This window comes from Bradyrhizobium canariense (assembly GCF_019402665.1).
Taxonomy (GTDB): domain Bacteria; phylum Pseudomonadota; class Alphaproteobacteria; order Rhizobiales; family Xanthobacteraceae; genus Bradyrhizobium; species Bradyrhizobium canariense.
The window spans coordinates 1-16,753 of the sequence record NZ_VSST01000108.1 but is presented as its reverse complement, the minus strand read 5'-3'; the positions used below and the strand labels follow the sequence as shown (position 1 = coordinate 16,753).

Here is a 16,753-nt window from a genome sequence, read left to right as displayed (position 1 = left end):
GAAGAACCAGGTGTACTCATCGTGCCCAGAGCACGCGTTTATGATTTGGTTTCGGTCCGCGAACTCCCATACGGGCCCGCAGCTTCATCGCTGCACCATCAGAGGCCGGACAGATGGCAGCATCCGACTACGTGCCGATCTTCCTCAAAAATCGCTTGCATCTCGCGGGGCGTCCACAGATGAGTACACGTCCTAGCTCTGCTTCCCCGCGATGATCTCCTGCAATGTCGCAACATGCCGCGCGAAAGCGACGCGGCCGGCGGCGGTGGCGGTGACGGTCGTCTGCGGCTTCTTGCCGACGAAGGCCTTCTCCACCGACACGTAGCCCGCCTTGGCCAGCGTCTCGATATGCGCGCCGAGATTGCCGTCGGGGCGCCGGTGGGCTTTTTCAGCCGCGCGAATTCGGGGCGAGGCGAGTCATCTCATGGCTTGACATCGCAGGAATGAATGTCGCTCGCCATATCATTTGACTGTGAAGTTCTCCTTCACACCCTCTGAGTTTTATCTTGGATAGCCCCTATCGAGCATGCGTCCTATCTCTCCTCCGCAATTTCAAAGCTCTCACAGGAGACACTGAGATGAACGACATCCCCGCAAAGCGCGATGAACTCCACCAGAAAGAAGTTTATTCGCCGCCTTCTCGACGGCTTTCTGAGCAGAACGCGGGCGGATTACATCGTCGAGCGTTTCTAGCAGCAAGTGCAGGCGCCACGGTTCTGCTTGGGGGCCCGAGTTCTGCGCAGGTCCAATCCCCGGTTGCCTCTGCTCCAACGGGTTCGGGCACAATGCCAAGCAATGTCAGAGTGGAACGCGTGGACGGCTCAATTCTGCTGATCGGCATTCGGCAGGAGACCGACCGTGTCGACCTATCAAGCGTCATTGGCTTGGGTCGCCTGATGTATATGCTCGACCACGATGACGCGCTGCGCGTCGCAGTCCTCTACTCCCAAGGCTCCGACTTCGTTGGCGGTGTGCTCGATCCTGACAGCTGGGCGCCAGTCTTGCGCACGGGCAAGTTCCCGGAAATGTCTGAGTTCATCAATCCCGTCGGCACGATACCTCCTCGCAGGCAGAAGCCACTCGTCGTCGCCGTCCAGGGCAAATGCCAGGGTGCAGGCCATGAGCTTTTCCTGGCGGCAGATGTCCGCGTTGCAGCGAGCGATACCGTGTTCGCCCAACCAGAGGTCACCCGCGGACACTTCCCTGCTGGGGGTGCACCGATCACGTTCGTCCGGGAAGCGGGTTGGGCAAATGCGATGCGCTACATGCTGACAGGCGACGAATGGAGCGCCGATGAGGCCTACCGAATGGGATTGGTTCAATACGTGACGCCGCCCGGAAAGCAACTTGATCGGGCGATCGCAGTCGCTCGCAGGATATCGGCCGCGGCTCCGCTTGGAATTCGAGCGACAATCGCCTCGGCCCATCGCGCGCTGAGCGAAGGTCAGGAAGCCGCGTACGCGGCGCTGTTTCCTGAACTGGCTCGATTGGCTCAGAGCGACGATCACCAGGAATATTTCCGGGCGCTTGGGGAAAAGCGTGCTCCCGCCTTCCGCGGGCGCTGACCGCCACACCGGGGCGGCCCAGTGAGTGCAGGCGTCAACGGCGCCGAGACTTGGCGTGATGGTCAATGAAAGCGCGCAGTTTCGGCAAGATTTGGCGCTTGCTCGGATAATAGAGAAAAAGGCCGGGCGTTGTCGTGCCAAAGCGCGTCAACACCGCCTGCAATCGGCCCTCCGAGATATGAGCCTTAACAGGTGGGCCAGGCACCTGCGCAAGTCCCAAACCCTCCACTGCCGCTTCGATCAGCGTCGGATAATCGTGCGCGACAAGCGGACCCGAGACGACTGCCTCGATCGTTCTGTTGCCGTCGAGAAACGACCACGGCACGACTGATCCGTTCGGCCGGCGCAGACGCAGGCAGGCATGGCCACGCAGGTCGTCGATAAGCTTCGGTCGTGTCCGTGCGCGCAGATAATCGGGACTCCCGACAACGACGAACGGGAAGGGCTGGGAAAGCCTGACCACAATCATGTCGGCGTCGATGAACTGACCCATCCGGATGCCGGCGTCAAATCCTCCGGCGGCGAGATCTACTCGCTCCTCGCTGGCAGCGATCTCCACTTCGATCTCGGGATAAGCCTTGCAGAACGAGAGGATGACCGGCTGCAGGATCAGCGGAACGACCGCTCTTGGAACGGCGAGCCGCAAAAGCCCGACGGGACGTTGCCCGAGTTCGCGCACGGCAGCTCCGGCCGCGATGAGCTCTTCAAAGGCTGGTCTGGCGCGGGACAGGAATTGCTCGCCAGCTTGAGTGAGGCCGACACTGCGCGTTGTGCGAACGAACAGGGCAACGCCCATGCGCGCCTCGAGCGCGCGCACCGCCTGGCTCATCGCCGATGGGGTGATGCCCAGCTCTGCGGCCGCCTTTCGAAAGCTGCGGTGCCGGGCAACGCTGAGGAATGCCTCCACACCATCGATCGCGCCCTGCTTCATTGTGAAGTTCTGCTTCATGGCTTGTCCACTTTATAGCGGATAGTGGACCGACGAAAGCTTTCTTAAGTTCAGTTGCAGAGCGAGACGCCACGCCGGCGGGTGACTTGATTGCCTATCGCGCCAGAGTCGGAGCCTGAGAACGATGACGCCAGTCCGGAACGCCGCCCTCACCTTCATCCTCATAGGAGCCCTTGCCATGACTGAAGCATCCATTGCCCAAACACAAAACCTATCGCCCGTAACAACTGGAGTGATGGTTATCCTGACGGCCAAGAGCAACGTCACACGCGAACAGGTCGTGGCTGTAATGCCGGCCGAAGTCCGACAGACCGTGCAGCTCTACGTCGGCGGGAAAATCCGGGAATGGTTCTCGCGTGCCGATGGCCGCGGTGCTGTCTTCTTGCTCGACACCAGGGATGTCGCGGAAGCGCACGCGATCATGGATGATCTGCCGCTGGCCCGGCAAGGCCTCGTCGATCACGAGTACATCGCGGTCGGTCCGTTGCTGCCCCTTCGGTTGCTTCTGGCCAGCCCGGAACGCCCGCAATAGCGAGGAGGCAGAGAAATGCCCGCCATCAACCTGCCATTTGTTCTGAGCGTCGTCGGCGCCTTCCTGACAAGTTCAGCGATCGGTTACATCTATGTCTGGCCATGGCTGCGTAGCCTGCCGCGATTTGAGGCTTTGCGATTGATTGCGGCCTTTCATGCCTTCAGATTCTTTGGGATGAATTTCCTGGTGACTGGATTTGTGTCGCCGGAATTGAATCCGAATTTCGCCCGTCAGGTCGGATGGGGCGATTTCATCGCGGCGGCCTTGGCCCTTGGCTCGATGGCGGCACTCTCCCGGCGCTGGTCGATCGCCATTCCAGCTGTTTGGGTCTTCAATGTCTGGGGCACGATCGACCTCCTGAACGCATACTACATGGGAGTGACACAGCTCAGAGATCCCGGTCTGATGGGCGCAGGGATTTACGTGCCCGCACTTTACGTCCCCTTGCTACTTGTCAGTCACGTTCTGATCTTTCTGCTTCTGTTTAAGGTCGGACCAGCGGAAGAATACTCGTCGACTCCGGCGCCGGCTCGCAACTAAGTTGCTTCGCATCCCGTACAACCCGGTGACGTATGCGCAGCATAGCGATGTGGGCCTGGTGGCAAGCGAACAACGAGCGCGCCAGCTTCGGAAGATCAGACCTATTGGAAGATCAGACCTGCTTCCCCGCAATGATCTCCTGCAACGTCGCGACATGCCGCGCGAACGCGCCGCGGCCTGCCGCGGTGGCGATGACCGTGGTCTGCGGCTTCTTGCCGACGAAGGCTTTTTCCACCGATACGTAGCCCGCCTTGGCCAGCGTCTCGATATGCGCGCCGAGATTGCCGTCGGTCGCGCCGGTGAGCTTCTTCAGCCGGGAAAACTCCAATCCTGTCGCGGCCGGCAGCGCGTTCAGTGCCGCCATGATCTTCAGCCGCAACGGCTGGTGGATGATGTCGTCGAGCTCGGCCATCAGATCCGCCGCATCCAGAGGCCGCCGAGGATCAGGCCTCCGCCATTGACGAAGGCCATCCAGAGCGGAAACGCCTCGCCGATGTAGAAATAACCGATCAGCGTCAGCGCGGAGATGCCGACACCGATCGCCATGAAGGCATAGCCGAACCAGAGACCGGCCAGCGTATAGAACAGCATGAAGTAGAGCGGCCAGAACGTGCCGAGCTGGCGCGGGCCGAAGTGACCGATCACGTTGGTGCAGAGATAACCGAAGGCGAAGAACAGCACGAACACCAGAAGCAGCCTGACGTTGAAAGCGGCGCCATGGGAGTGATGCGGCGGATTGAAAATGCGCAGCGCCACCAGACCGCCGGCGCCCAAAGTGTCCGCAGCGACCCAGGCGTAGACCGCATAGACCGGCCAAAGCCAGGTCACGAGATTGGCCGCGAACACCAAGAGGCCCCACCAGACGGCAGCAAAGCTCGCCAGCTCATAGAGCTGCGATTGCTTCACGCGCTGGACGATGTCGTCGATATCGGCCAGCGCCGCGGACGCTTCCTTGCTGTCGATCATGACTGCCTTGCCCCGCGCGTCGCCACATCGTCGGCGATGACCGAAATCGCCTTCGGGTTGGTGACGATGCCCATATGGTTGATGCCGTCGATGATCTTGACATCGACCGACGGTTTGATGGCCTGCACGACTTCCGCATATTTGTCCGAGATCATCATCTCGTCCTCGGCGCCGCCGAAGATCGTGACCGGACGTGTCGTCGCCGGAAGATCGATGCGATAGCCGCGCGTCGCGAAATTGCGCGTCAGGCGATCGGAATAGGTGGAGACGAGGTACTTTGCCGAAGTCGCGGGCACGGCGAGCGCGAGCACCGGAAGCTGCGAACAGCAGTCGATGCCGAGCTTGCGCAGCGTGGCGAGCGCGAAGAAGCGCGGCAGGTCGACATTGGCCCAGCCGCCGGCATGCGGCTTATTGGTCGGGGCGTCATAGCCGAGATAGGGCGCGAGCAGCACGGTGCGCACGAACATGTCCTGCATGATCGGTGTCGCGGCGATGCGCAGCGAGAAGCCGGCGCCGGCGGAATGGCCGATCAAGGTGAGCGGCAGCTCCGGCGCGGTCTTGCGCACCTCGGCGACGAAATCGACGAGGTCGTCCTCGAGCTGGCCGACATAGCCGATGTCGCCGCGCGTGCCGGAGCCGCCATGGCCGCGGATGTCGAGCGCCCAGGTCTCCACTCCGCGCGAGGCGATGGCATGGGTCAGGGCATGATTGACGGTGCCGCTGGAGCCGGACGAGCCATGGATGAAGATCGCGCCGCGGCCGGTCGCGGGGCCGTTGGCAGCGTAGTGGCGGAAACCGATCCAGGTGCCGTCGCGGGCCTGGAAGCGCTCTAGGGGCGGGAGGGTGGACCAATCGATGCCCTTGGCGGAGTCGGAGACCGATCGCATCTCGGGCGGCCGCTCCAGCGGGGTTGCGATCATCGCGGCCAGGATCAGCGCCACGGCGCCGACCGCACAGAGGGCCCATTTCAGTCCGTTCAACACGCCGCGCAGCAATCGAACTGCCATGATCCACTCCCCTCAAACCCACCAACTATAGAGAACTCTATATGACAGAGTACTCTCTTGGTCAATCCCCGGATTGGCGCGGCGCCGCAAAAATCCTTAACGTCGGGTCTGATCCCCAAATGCCGAATCGTTTGCCGATGCCTTCAGCGGAACCCCTGCTCAACACACCCGAATTCACCGTTTCCGAGCTCTCGCAGTCCCTGAAACGGACGGTTGAGGACACCTACGGCCATGTCCGGGTCCGCGGCGAGATCTCCGGCTTCCGCGGCGCGCATTCCTCCGGCCATTGCTATTTCGCGCTCAAGGACGAGAGCGCCAAGATCGAGGCGGTGATCTGGAAGGGCGTGCACGGCCGCATGCGCTTCAAGCCCCAGGAGGGGCTCGAGGTCATCGCCACCGGCAAGCTCACGACCTATCCGGGCTCCTCGAAATACCAGATCGTGATCGAGGCGCTGGAGCCGGCCGGCATCGGCGCGCTGATGGCGCTGATGGAGGAGCGCAAGCGGAAGCTCGCCGCCGAAGGCCTGTTCGACGAGGCGCGCAAACAGCTTCTGCCGTGGCTGCCGGAGGTGATCGGCGTGGTGACGTCGCCGACCGGCGCCGTGATCCGCGACATCCTGCATCGGCTGGAGGACCGCTTTCCCCGTCACGTGCTGGTGTGGCCGGTGAAAGTTCAGGGCGAAGGCTCGGCCGAGCAGGTCGCGGCCGCGATCCGCGGCTTCAATGCGCTGCCGGAGGGCGGCAAGATTCCGCGCCCGGACGTGCTGATCGTCGCGCGCGGCGGCGGCTCACTGGAGGATCTGTGGTCGTTCAACGAAGAGATCGTGGTCCGTGCCGCGGCCGAGAGCATGATCCCGCTGATCTCGGCGGTGGGGCATGAGACCGACATCACGCTGATCGATTTCGTCGCCGACAAGCGCGCGCCGACGCCGACGGCGGCGGCCGAGATGGCCGTGCCGGTGCGCAGCGATCTCTTTGTCGAGGTCGGCGATCTCGGGCGACGCACCCGGTCCTGCTGGCAACGCGGCCAGGAGAGCCGTCGCAGCGAGCTGCGTGCGGCCGCGCGCGCGCTGCCGGCGGCAGGCGATTTGCTGGCGATCCCGCGGCAGCGGCTGGATTCGGCAGGTGCGTCCCTGCCCCGCTGCCTCAAGGCCAATACGCACGCGCATTTCCGCAGGTTCACCGCCGCAGGCGCCAAGCTGACGCTGCGGGTGCTGCATGGCCAGATCGCGCAGGCCGATCATCGCCTCACGGTGTGCGGCGAGCGACTCGGACTGTCCACGCGCTCGCTGCTGCGGCGGCGGCGCGACCGCTTCGCCGGGCTGGAGGTGCGCTTGCGCGCCTCGAAGCTCTCCAATGCGCAGGCGCAGCGCAACGCGATTGCGCGCCAGCGCGAACGCACGCATCGCCTGGCCGAGCGCGCGGGCCGCGCGCTGGTGACGCTGTTGCAGCGGCTCGACGCCCGCGTCGAGAACAGCGGCAAGCTGCTCTCAGCATTGTCTTATCGCGGCGTGCTCGCGCGCGGCTTTGCGCTGGTGCGCGACGAGGCCGGCCATCCCCTGCATTCGGCAGACAGCGTCGGTCCCGGCGCACGGGTTGAGATCGAGTTTGCGGATGGGCGTGTGGGTGCGACCGCGGATGCGGATCGTGCAGCACCGACGGCAAAACGCGCGCCGGCGCAAGCCAAGGCGGCGGCGCAGGAGGCGAAGCCAGCGCCAAAGCGCGTGGGCAAGCCGGTGGATCAGGGGAATTTGTTTTAGAGCGCGAGCGCGTCGCGCCACCCTCGACAGAGTATGTAGGACGCGCGTGCCACACACTTGCCGTCGTCCTGGCGAAAGCCAGGACCCATACCGCGAGGTCTATCGGGTACGCGTGCTGTCAGTCCCGAACGACCAGTCTTCGCCAAACTACTCCCTGGGGTAATGGGTCCTGGCTTTCGCCAGGACGACGCTGGGAGAGAGTGCGCCTCACACGTCCGTCGTTGTGCTCGCTGTCGTAGCCCGCATGAGCGTAGCGACATGCGGGACCAGCGGCCTTGGATATCGCTACGCTCATCCGGGCTACAAGACTGCGCGTCTCAGCGGCAGGACAAGCCCGCGTCGATCGTGGTCCAGAAACCGCAATGTTCCGGCGCGAGTTGTGGCGCGCCGGCATGGGCTTCGAACAGATGGGCTTCGAACAGGAAGACCGCGACGGTGAAAACGATCAGGGCGGAGGAGAACAGGACGAAGCGGTTGCGCATGGGACTGCGTTTAATCGACATCGTGGTCGAATGATGGCGTCGGCACGGGCTGAAACCATCCCGGCGCGGGATCCGTAGAGTCACGGTCGGCCATTTTCCGTGCAGGGCGGTGGTCGATGCGGGGCTGTCCGCTGTTGTTCCCAAGGGCGGCCCCGCTCGGCACATGTAGCCCGCATGAGCGCAGCGATATGCGGGACGGACCTACCCGGATATCGCTACGCTCATCCGGGCTACGGCACTGCCGTCACCGCGCCAGCCACTCCGCAACTTCCTTCTGCGATTCCGCGCGCGCTGCCGCATCGGTGCCGAGATGGCCGTGCTCGGGCGTGGCGGCGTCGGTGCTGCCGGCAGCTGCGTGCAGCGGCGTGTTGGCGCGGTCGAAGTCGTGATAGGCGCCGGGATAGACCACGATGCGCGCGAGCGCGCTGCGGCCATGCGCGCCATCGACCATCTGGCGGCAGGCCGGCGGCGACGAGACGTCGTCATTGCCGCCGATCAGCACCAGCGTCGGCACCCGTGTGCTCCAGCCGAGGCCAGCGGAAATCCTGCAGTCCGGATAGAACGCGATCGCGGCGCGGAAATCCGGGCCCACATCGCGCGCCAGGCTCTGCGGACGCACGGCCCAAAGCAGCGCGCTGGCGCCATTCGCCCACCCCATCAGGCTGACGCGGTCGCGCGCAACCCAACTCTGCCGCATCAACCAGGCGCGCGACGCCGCGATGTCGGTGACGCGTTCGCGCCGCGCCTTGACGTGGATGTCCTTGACGCGGCATTGCGGCCCGAGCTCACGCGAGCCGTAGCTGTCAGGGAGCAGGACGGCGTTACCGGACTTGAGCAGCCGCTCGGCCCAGTCGCGATAGCGCGGCAGCACGGAATCGGAATGGCCACCGAGCCCGCCGCAGCCATGAAGCGCGATCACGGTCGGAAACGGCCCCGCGCCCTCGGGCTTGTAGAGTTGCGCATGCAGCACGCCGGACGCCAGCGGAATCTCGACCGGCTGCGGCGCCGGCGACGCGTGCGCGGCCGAGATCAGGAACGTCAGGAACAGGGCGGTGAACGGAAGGCGCATCGAACTTTGCCGTTGGATCCTTCGCTCAAGCACTATCACGCGGAAACGGCGCCAAAACATCACAAACCGGTGGGTTTACCGGGCGGACAAGCCACCCTATTTATGCTACATCCCGTCCAACACATCGTGCCCTCCAAGGTGACCCCGGAGCGGCCTTCCACGGAGACTTTCGACCGTGCTGAACAAGTTCGGCCCCTCGGGCCATGGCGAAGCGCAGGTGCAATATCTCGACGGCGATTTCCGCGTGATCTCGCCGGGGACTTTCGTGCGCTGCGCGATCACCGATACGCGCATCCCGCTCGACGAGTTGAAATACTGGAGCGTGGACCTGCAGGAAGCCTACGCCACACCCGCCGCCGTGCTCGAGCGACATTACCCGGGCGCGCCCAAGCCGCAAGCCTGAGGCCGCGGGCGCGCGTCTATTGCTGCTCCGCGCCATCCGTGCCCACGCAGGTTCTGATGAAACTCTTCCTGGGCTCGCCGACGATCTTCTGATCGATCGCCTGCTTGAGGCAATCCAGCCGCGCCTGCGCCATGCAGAGCTGCATCTGGTCGCGCTTGTCCTGTCCCTTCAGGTTCTGAGTCGTCGCGAGGCAGGTGACGCGCTTGGTCGCGGGCACCGGCACGGTGGTGGTTTGAGGAGCCGGCGGAGTCGTTTGTGCAAACACCGGCGCAATGATCAGACACACAAGGCTGGCGGCAACGGCGGCGAACGGCAACTTCATCGAACTCTCCTGGTCGTCTGAACGGTTAGGAGTTTTGCGATGAACGACGCGTGAATGGCAGGCTGCTGTGTCGGATGGGCAAAGCGCAGCTGCCCTGCCGGCACAGCACGAGCGGTGCAGCTTTTTCACGAGGCATGTTCGCACGCACCAGAAATGCTGCTCGCACAGCCGAGACGATTTCCGTTATGCCGATCCGCGTTGCATCGAAGAGTGCTTGCACTCCGTGGTTAGCCATTTCGCGTTGTGGTTGGATTCTTTGTTGCGATTGGCGCTCTTAGGTTGTTTGACGAAGTCTTGGTGAAACAAAGCGCCGCTATGCTTCATCTTAGGTAATTGGCCCTGCTCTTTTTATCGCACAGACAATCAAGTCAACCAAACGGCCACTGAGCTCTGGAATTGGCGCAGTCTGTGAACGGGCTCATATCGAAGAGCCATCTGTCGGGCTACGATCACCTCGAAAATTCGCGGTGGATTATTTGTAAATCGAAAATCAACGATGGGGGTGATCATGCCCACCATACTAGACCTGCTCTATCGTGAATATTGCCGCGCCCGCCTCGCTGAAATGCGGAAACAGCTTCTGATCGCAGCTGAACGCTTTGAAGCTCTCGAAGCGCATCATCATCCGGATCAGGGTGACGATGAGAGGACGGACACACAGCGCAAGACCGGTCGCCGCGCGCCGAATTGAAGCGGCCCGAGACCGGCGATCTCTCCCGCGTAGCAGTGACCAAGCAGTTGGCAACAGTTTGGGAGGCAGCAATGAATACACCCGAGTACTATACCGCCATGGTAGCCTGCGCCTCGTGCCTGACCATTATCGGATTGATGGCCGTTGGGGCGTGGTGAGCATGATTGACTGCTGAACCGCAATCGCAGGCCGTTGCCGAGGTCGCTGGCAAGCACGTCCGGTCGGACGACGGCGCGGACGCAGCACGCAGCGTACAGCATGGTTCGTCAACGGAGGCTGGAAGGCCTTCGCCTCGGCTTGCAAACATTATTCCTGCTGTGAGGTGAGCCTTGCCGCCGTTTCGGACTGCGGCGGCTTCGCTTCAGATCCGGATGTCAGCTTCCGGGCGGGGTATACGAAGAGCGCAGCTTCGCCGCGTTCTGGCGGACCTGCTTGATCTCGTCCTGCGTGAACAGCCGCGTCAGTTTCACGTTCTGCAGGGTGCCCGCCGTGACGGTCAGGCCGGAAATGGCCGGAGCCGCACCCGGATCAGGCACATCGAAAATCACCAAAACGCCTGGGCCGTCGGCCGCAACGCTGAACATCGAAATCAGCTTTCCGCCGGCCGCTTCGATAAGTTTTCTTGCCGCCTCCTGACGATCGGTCTTGGGGTTCTCCAAAATGGCATTGAGAGCGCGTGGTGTGTATTGTCCGGTGAGGCAAAAATGCATGGCATGTTCTCCTCTGGGTTTTTGGCAATGACTTTCCCTGCCGTTCCGAACTCGTCGTTACGGCCGCTGCATCTGAAATGATGAAGGTACTGCCCGCCGTGGGCATAAACGCCGTCGATGATTTCCGGGAGTTCGGCACGTCCCGGTGACGGCTCTCATGAAACGCTACATCAACTCCCGAACGTGCGGAAGAGAATTCGTCAGCCGCGACATGTCACCTCGGTTGCCACATATCGCACCCGCGCATGAAATGCTTTTCGTCACACCGTGCGTCCACAACGAGCGCGGTTCGCCCGCCGTCCGACATTATCGCCTGCCGAATCTTCGCTCGCGCGCCTTGTAGAGATGATCGCTGATCAGTTGCCGGAGCGTAGCCGGGTCGTCGAACTCGAGCTGGACGGCGAACGGCACGATGCCGTCCGGCACGCCTTCGCGGCCGTGCAGACGCGCGAGATCCTTTTCCGTCGTCACCAGTGTTTGCTGCTCGCGCTGCGCCTCCGCGGCGAGAGTTGCGATCTCGTCGTTCGAAAACATGTGATGATCGGCGAAGGCGCGCGTGCGTGCGACTTCGATACCGCCAGTGCGCAAGCTGCGGAAGAACCGTTCGGGATCGCCGATGCCGGCGAACGCGAACACCGGCTTGCCCAACAGTCTTGCGACCGACCCGGCGTCGGGTTTCAGCCGCGCGCGCAGCTCCGGCTTGTTGCGCCTGGCAAGCTCGGCGGCGACAGCGTCGGCGGCGCGGCCGCCGCCGATCAGGACCAGCGCGTCGGTGCGCGCAAGCTGCGCCTTCAGCGGCGCACGCAGGGGACCGGCCGGAAACACCTTGCCATTGCCGAGGCCGCGCTCGCTGTCGATCACGATCAGCGAGGCGTCCTTGAAAAGACGCGGGTTCTGGAAACCGTCGTCCATCAAAATCACGGTGGCGCCTTGCGACTTCGCCAGCACGACGCCGTCGAGACGGTCGCGCGCGACCGTGACAGGGACGTCGCGCGCCATCATCAGCGGCTCGTCGCCGACGTCGGACGCGGTGTGACGCATGCTGTCGACCATCACCGGGCCCTTGAGGCTGCCGCCATAGCCGCGGCTGAGCACCACCGGCGTCTCGCCGAGCTCGCGCAGGAGCTTCGTCAGCGCCAGCACGGTCGGCGTCTTGCCGGCGCCGCCGACATGGTAGTTGCCGACGCAGATCACGGGGATGCCGGCGTCGACGCCCTCGCGCAGCATCCGCCGTTCCGTGATCGCGCCGTAGAGCGCACCCAGCGGCCCCAATGCGTACGATTCGAGGGAACGTGGCCGGTACCAGAAGGCCGGCTCACGCATTGGCGGCCCCCATCTCGATCCGCAACTGCAAGAGATAAGGCTCGAGCGCGGTCATGGTGCGGTTGAGCGCGCCGCCGAGATCCTCGACCACGCCGGCGCCCGACTGCTGGACGTTCTTTCGCACGGCAGGATCGGCGAGCAGCTGGCCGAGCTGCTTGATCAGTAGTTCCTGCGTGTCGGCCTGGCGCGCGCCGCCGCTGTGATCGAGCGCCTCGTAGACGTCGGCGAAATTGAAGACGTGCGGACCATGGACGATGGCCGCGCCGAGCTTGATCGCTTCGATCGGATTCTGGCCGCCATGATGGATCAGCGATCCGCCCATGAACACGATGTCCGAGAGGCGATAGAACAGGCCGAGTTCGCCCATGGTGTCGGCGACATAAACGTCGGTGGTCGCTGTCGGCAGCTCGTCGCGCGAGCGCAGGGCTGGCTTCAGGCCGGACGCCGTGATCAGGCCTGTGATCGAGGAGCCGCGATCCGGATGGCGCGGCACGATCACGGTCAGGAGCTGCGGGAAGAAACCGGTGAGGCTGCGATGCGCCGCCACCAGCATCTCCTCCTCGCCCGGATGGGTCGAGGCCGCGACGATGATCGGACGCCCGCGCGTCATCGCCATCAGCCGTTCGAGCTTGGCGGGGTCGGCCGGCGGCGCCGGCACGTCGAGCTTGAGATTGCCCGTGGTGACGACGTCGCGGCCGCCGAGCGTCGAGAAGCGCTCGGCATCGGTCTTCGACTGCGCCAGACAAATGTCGAACCGCGACAGCAGCGCCGAGATGGTGCCTTGCATCCGGCGCCAGCGCGGGAACGAGCGCGGCGACATCCGCCCGTTGATCAGCACCATCGGCACGCGGCGCGCGGCGCCGGCCAGGATCAGGTTCGGCCACAGATCGGATTCGATGAACAGCGCCAGCGACGGCTTCCAATGGTCGAGGAAGCGCGCGACATAACGCGGGGAATCATACGGCACGTATTGATGGATCACGTCGGGCGGAAAACGCTTTGCCACAATAGCAGCCGACGTGACAGTGCCCGAGGTGAGCAGAATGCGCAGGTTCAGATCGCGCAAGCGCTCGATCAGCGCCGCCGCGGCGAGGACCTCGCCGACGCTGGCGCCGTGAATCCAGACCAGCGGACCGTGCGGCCGCACGTCCCGGGACAGGCCCCGCCGTTCGCTGACCCGCGCGGGATCTTCCTTGCCCTGCTTCAGGCGCCGCTTGATCAGCACAGGCGCGAGCGGCACCAGGCCACGCGCCAGGCGCCGGTACATCCGCAGCGTCAACGGCAGCGAGCCGGGCAGCGATTTAGGCATCTGCAGGTCCCGGCCGGCCGAGCTGTGCATAGGCTTGGCGGGTCGCCTCGTTCAAGGTCTCCTCCAGCTCGAGCCGCAGCGCTTCCATGGTGGCGGCGTTCGCATCCGGCGGAACGTGGATTTCCTTGATGCCCACCAACGCGCCCCGCCCGAACGGCAGGTTGATGGTGGTGCGGTCCCAGTTCTTGAGCCGGACGAAGCGGCTGGTCGCCATCGCAAAAGGCATGATCGGCCGCCCCGATTCCCGTGCCAGCATGATGATGCCGAGCCCGGCCACGCGCGAGCGCTTGGGGACGTCGGCGGTCAGCGCGACATTACAACCGTCCTGGAGCGTCCGCACCATTTCCTTGAAGGCACCGACCCCGCCCTTGCGGTGAAACGCGCCGCCATGGTCGCCGGACCCGCGGATGGTGCCGATGCCGAGCCGCTCGGCGGCAATCGCGTTGAACTCGCCGTCGCGGTGACGGGAGATCAGGACCCTCGCCTTGTACCAGTCCTTGTTCTTGATGAAGGGGGTGAGGAAATGCTGGCCGTGCCAAAACGCGAAGATCGCCGGAATTTGCGGCTCGACGCGCTCATAGACGTCGGGCGGATCGAACGTGAATTTGTTCGTCCGCCAGACCAGACGCAGGTATTCCGCCGCCAGGATTCCGACGGCACGCTGAACGAAGCTGCTCCTCAGCGTATTGCGAAGCAGCTTTTTCAACGCGCCGGTTCTTGATTCGGGTCGAGCAGCCGGTGGAGATGGACGATGAAATAGCGCATCTGCGCGTTGTCGACCGTGCTCTGCGCCTTGGCACGCCAGGCGGCGTGCGCGGTCGCATAGTTCGGATAGAGGCCGACGATCTCGACGTCGTCGAGGTTCTTGAAGGTGTTGTGCTCGAGATCGACGAGCTCGCCGCCGACGACGAGGTGGAGCAGTTGTTGCGGGGCACTATCTGGCATCGGTTCTGTTCCTAACGGGCTGCCCGGCAAAGCAGTGTTCGACAAGCACGAGAAAGCGCTTCACGGCAAGGGGCGGTTTCGAAAATGCGAGACAATGTTCGCATGACGATCGCGACCCGCTGCCACCAGCACCCCATGCGTGACTTGCCGGCGGTTATAGAGGATGGGATCTCCGGAGAGATCGCTCATCCTACCATCGGCTTCCTGCACGATCAAATCCGCCGCCGCAAGGTCCCAATCATGACTGTTGCCGCCCGCAAAAGCCGCATCCAGCGCGCCATGGGAGACCCGGCACAGCCGCAGCGCGAGCGAACCGATTCGCGGATGCAGCTTGATCTCGCCCAGTGACGGCTTCAGGCGCTCGACCAGGGGCTTCGGACCCGCGACACGCGAGAAGTCGAGCTCGGACCCAGCCGTCGCCCGCACCGGCACATCGTTGAGGGTCGTGCCCTGGCCGCGGGCGGCGAAGAAGAACTCATCGCTGGTCGGCGCGAACACCGCGGCCAGCACCGGCGAGGCGTCCTCGACCAGCGCGACGCTGACGCACCATTCGTCGTGGCCGTTGAGGTAGTTGCGGGTGCCGTCGATGGGATCGACGATCCAGGTCATCCGCCGCGACAGCCGCACCTCATCGTCGGCGCTCTCCTCCGACAGCCAGCCATAGTCGGGCGTCGCCGCGCGCAGGCGCGCTTCCAGGAGATCGTTGACGGCGATGTCGGCTTCCGAGACCGGCGAGGACGCGCCCTTGGTCCACTTCTTCAGCTCGGTGCGGAACATCGACTGCGCGAGTGCGCCCGCCTCCCGCACCGTGTCTTGCAGCAGCGCCGCGTCGCGCGTCAGGATGGCTTCGCCTGTTGCGTTCGCGTCAACGTCCGCCAAGCGTCAAACCCTCGATGCGCACCGTCGGCGCATTGACGCCGTAGCGGAACTCGAGATTGTTCGCCGGCTGCATCGACTTGAAGATCTCGAACAGATGGCCGGCGATCGTCACCTCGCTCACGGGATAAGTGAGTTCGCCGTTCTCGATCCAGAAGCCGGAGGCGCCGCGGCTGTAGTCGCCAGTCACGCCGTTGACGCCCGAGCCGATCAAATCGGTAACGTAGAAACCCTGCTTGATGTCGGAGATCAGTTCGGCCGGCGTCGGCGTGCCGGGTTCAAGATGCAGATTATACGGCCCGGGCGACGGCGAGGAGGAGACGCCGCGATGGGCATGGCCGGTGGTGGTGAGACCGAGCTCACGCGCGGTGGCGCAATCGAGCAGCCAGGTCGTCAGCACGCCTTCGTCGATCAGCGCGATCTTCTTCACGGCGACACCTTCAGCGTCGAACGTCTGCGAGCGCAGGCCGCGTTTGCGCAGGGGATCGTCGATGATGCGGATGTTCTTGGCGAACAGCTGCTGGCCGAGCTTGTCCTTCAGGAAGCTGGTCTTGCGCGCAATCGAAGCGCCGTTGATGGCGCCGACGACGTGACCGACCAGCGAGCCCGCGACGCGCGGATCGAACACCACAGGCACTTTGCAGGTCTCGACCTTGCGCGGATTGGCGCGCGCCACAGTGCGCTCGCCCGCGGAACGGCCGACGATCTCGGGCGACAGCAGATCGGCACCATGCGGCGCCGAGGTGAAATCGTAGTCCCGCTCCATGCCGGTGCCGTCGCCGACAATGGCGGTGGCGGAGATGCCCTGGCTGGAACGCAGGTAAGAGCCGTGGAAGCCGGTGCTGGTGACGAGCACCATGCCGCCCATTCCGGCAGAGGCCGAGGCGCCGCCGGATTTGGTCACGCCCTTCACTCCGAGCGCCGCAGCCTCGGCTTCGAGCGCGCGGCGCTCGAGTTCCGAGGTGGCGGGCACGTCAGGGTCGAGCAGATCGAGATCGGGGAAGTCGCGCGCGAGCAGTGCGGGATCGGCAAGGCCGACATATTTGTCGTCGGGCGCAACACGCGCCATCGCAACCGCTCGCTCGGCAAGCTTGGTCACGGCATCGCCGCTGGCGTCGTTGGTGGAGACCACCGCCTGGCGCCGGCCGACCAGCACGCGCAAGCCGACATCATCGCCCTCGGAACGCTCGGATTCCTCGACCCGGCCGTCGCGGACCTCGACGCCTTGCGAGACGCCACGCACGGCGACCGCATCGGCCGCATCCGCGCCGGCGCGCCTGGCAGCCTCCACCAGCCGCTGCGCG

At 64.2% G+C, this 16,753-nt stretch carries 20 protein-coding genes and 1 pseudogene; 6 read left to right on the top strand and 15 right to left on the bottom strand.

Going from position 1 to position 16,753, the window contains the following annotated elements:
• Positions 1-192 precede the first annotated feature (192 nt).
• Positions 193-404: pseudogene (locus FXB41_RS39415) on the bottom strand (transcriptional regulator); the annotation flags it as partial.
• Positions 405-578: 174 nt separating this feature from the next.
• Here FXB41_RS39415 and FXB41_RS39410 point away from each other — a divergent pair.
• Positions 579-1,565, top strand: coding sequence for a crotonase/enoyl-CoA hydratase family protein (locus FXB41_RS39410; RefSeq protein ID WP_219685589.1), 987 nt, complete (start codon positions 579-581; stop codon positions 1,563-1,565).
• A gap of 34 nt (positions 1,566-1,599) precedes the next feature.
• Here the strand turns inward: FXB41_RS39410 and FXB41_RS39405 are convergent, their stop codons facing one another.
• Positions 1,600-2,514, bottom strand: a complete 915-nt coding sequence (locus FXB41_RS39405) for a LysR substrate-binding domain-containing protein (RefSeq protein WP_219685588.1) — start codon at positions 2,512-2,514, stop codon at positions 1,600-1,602.
• 178 nt (positions 2,515-2,692) lie between these two features.
• On the opposite strand from FXB41_RS39405, the gene FXB41_RS39400 reads away from it, so the two are divergent.
• Both FXB41_RS39400 and FXB41_RS39395 read left to right on the top strand, forming a co-directional pair.
• Entirely contained in the window at positions 2,693-3,046 is a 354-nt protein-coding gene (locus FXB41_RS39400; RefSeq protein WP_246649587.1) for a hypothetical protein, read from the top strand.
• Between the two features lie 15 nt (positions 3,047-3,061).
• Positions 3,062-3,586, top strand: a complete 525-nt coding sequence (locus tag FXB41_RS39395; protein WP_219685587.1) for a DUF8737 domain-containing protein — start codon at positions 3,062-3,064, stop codon at positions 3,584-3,586.
• A gap of 112 nt (positions 3,587-3,698) precedes the next feature.
• Here the strand turns inward: FXB41_RS39395 and FXB41_RS39390 are convergent, their stop codons facing one another.
• The 3 genes from FXB41_RS39390 to FXB41_RS39380 are packed head-to-tail and all read right to left on the bottom strand — an operon-like array spanning position 3,699 to position 5,559.
• Entirely contained in the window at positions 3,699-3,998 is a 300-nt protein-coding gene (locus FXB41_RS39390; protein WP_007596917.1) for a winged helix-turn-helix domain-containing protein, read from the bottom strand.
• Positions 3,998-4,552, bottom strand: coding sequence for a hypothetical protein (locus tag FXB41_RS39385; RefSeq protein WP_007596918.1), 555 nt, complete (start codon positions 4,550-4,552; stop codon positions 3,998-4,000). The genes FXB41_RS39390 and FXB41_RS39385 overlap by 1 nt, the downstream gene beginning before the upstream one ends.
• Positions 4,549-5,559, bottom strand: coding sequence for an alpha/beta hydrolase (locus FXB41_RS39380; RefSeq protein ID WP_219685586.1), 1,011 nt, complete (start codon positions 5,557-5,559; stop codon positions 4,549-4,551). Before FXB41_RS39380 ends, FXB41_RS39385 begins: the two co-directional genes overlap by 4 nt.
• A 137-nt stretch (positions 5,560-5,696) precedes the next feature.
• On the opposite strand from FXB41_RS39380, the gene xseA reads away from it, so the two are divergent.
• Positions 5,697-7,319: an exodeoxyribonuclease VII large subunit gene (gene xseA, locus FXB41_RS39375; RefSeq protein WP_246649584.1), complete on the top strand. Its 1,623-nt coding sequence runs from the start codon at positions 5,697-5,699 to the stop codon at positions 7,317-7,319.
• A gap of 317 nt (positions 7,320-7,636) precedes the next feature.
• On the opposite strand, the gene FXB41_RS39370 is transcribed toward xseA, so the two are convergent.
• Positions 7,637-7,822: a hypothetical protein gene (locus FXB41_RS39370; RefSeq protein WP_198288339.1), complete on the bottom strand. Its 186-nt coding sequence runs from the start codon at positions 7,820-7,822 to the stop codon at positions 7,637-7,639.
• 223 nt (positions 7,823-8,045) lie between these two features.
• Positions 8,046-8,870 carry a dienelactone hydrolase family protein gene (locus FXB41_RS39365; protein WP_219685584.1) on the bottom strand — a complete coding sequence of 275 codons (825 nt, stop codon included), beginning with the start codon at positions 8,868-8,870 and terminating at the stop codon, positions 8,046-8,048.
• 175 nt (positions 8,871-9,045) lie between these two features.
• Here FXB41_RS39365 and FXB41_RS39360 point away from each other — a divergent pair, with 175 nt between their 5' ends.
• Complete coding sequence (locus tag FXB41_RS39360) at positions 9,046-9,273, top strand: DUF2093 domain-containing protein (RefSeq protein WP_007596922.1); 228 nt, start codon at positions 9,046-9,048, stop codon at positions 9,271-9,273.
• A gap of 16 nt (positions 9,274-9,289) precedes the next feature.
• Here FXB41_RS39360 and FXB41_RS39355 read toward each other — a convergent pair whose 3' ends face one another.
• Positions 9,290-9,595 (bottom strand): hypothetical protein, encoded by a 306-nt coding sequence (locus FXB41_RS39355; RefSeq protein ID WP_219685583.1) that lies wholly within the window; start codon positions 9,593-9,595, stop codon positions 9,290-9,292.
• Between the two features lie 496 nt (positions 9,596-10,091).
• Between FXB41_RS39355 and FXB41_RS39350 the strand changes: the two genes are divergently transcribed.
• A complete protein-coding gene (locus FXB41_RS39350) occupies positions 10,092-10,286 on the top strand; it encodes a hypothetical protein (protein WP_083869876.1) in 195 nt (64 codons plus the stop codon).
• A gap of 374 nt (positions 10,287-10,660) precedes the next feature.
• On the opposite strand, the gene FXB41_RS39345 is transcribed toward FXB41_RS39350, so the two are convergent.
• The 7 genes from FXB41_RS39345 to FXB41_RS39315 form a co-directional block, all read right to left on the bottom strand.
• Positions 10,661-10,996: a GYD domain-containing protein gene (locus FXB41_RS39345; protein ID WP_007596925.1), complete on the bottom strand. Its 336-nt coding sequence runs from the start codon at positions 10,994-10,996 to the stop codon at positions 10,661-10,663.
• Positions 10,997-11,302: 306 nt separating this feature from the next.
• Positions 11,303-12,319 carry a tetraacyldisaccharide 4'-kinase gene (gene lpxK / locus FXB41_RS39340; protein WP_219685582.1) on the bottom strand — a complete coding sequence of 339 codons (1,017 nt, stop codon included), beginning with the start codon at positions 12,317-12,319 and terminating at the stop codon, positions 11,303-11,305.
• The gene (locus FXB41_RS39335) at positions 12,312-13,658 is read right to left on the bottom strand and encodes a 3-deoxy-D-manno-octulosonic acid transferase (RefSeq protein ID WP_219685581.1); all 1,347 of its coding nucleotides are present in this window, start codon (positions 13,656-13,658) and stop codon (positions 12,312-12,314) included. The genes lpxK and FXB41_RS39335 overlap by 8 nt, the downstream gene beginning before the upstream one ends.
• The gene (locus FXB41_RS39330) at positions 13,621-14,334 is read right to left on the bottom strand and encodes a lysophospholipid acyltransferase family protein (protein ID WP_219685580.1); all 714 of its coding nucleotides are present in this window, start codon (positions 14,332-14,334) and stop codon (positions 13,621-13,623) included. Before FXB41_RS39330 ends, FXB41_RS39335 begins: the two co-directional genes overlap by 38 nt.
• A complete protein-coding gene (locus tag FXB41_RS39325; RefSeq protein WP_007596929.1) occupies positions 14,331-14,573 on the bottom strand; it encodes a DUF4170 domain-containing protein in 243 nt (80 codons plus the stop codon). Before FXB41_RS39325 ends, FXB41_RS39330 begins: the two co-directional genes overlap by 4 nt.
• A gap of 60 nt (positions 14,574-14,633) precedes the next feature.
• Positions 14,634-15,452, bottom strand: a complete 819-nt coding sequence (locus tag FXB41_RS39320; RefSeq protein WP_219685579.1) for an inositol monophosphatase family protein — start codon at positions 15,450-15,452, stop codon at positions 14,634-14,636.
• The coding region (locus FXB41_RS39315) for a TldD/PmbA family protein (protein WP_219685578.1) at positions 15,439-16,753 on the bottom strand (1,315 nt) is incomplete at its 5' end. The genes FXB41_RS39315 and FXB41_RS39320, both read right to left, overlap by 14 nt.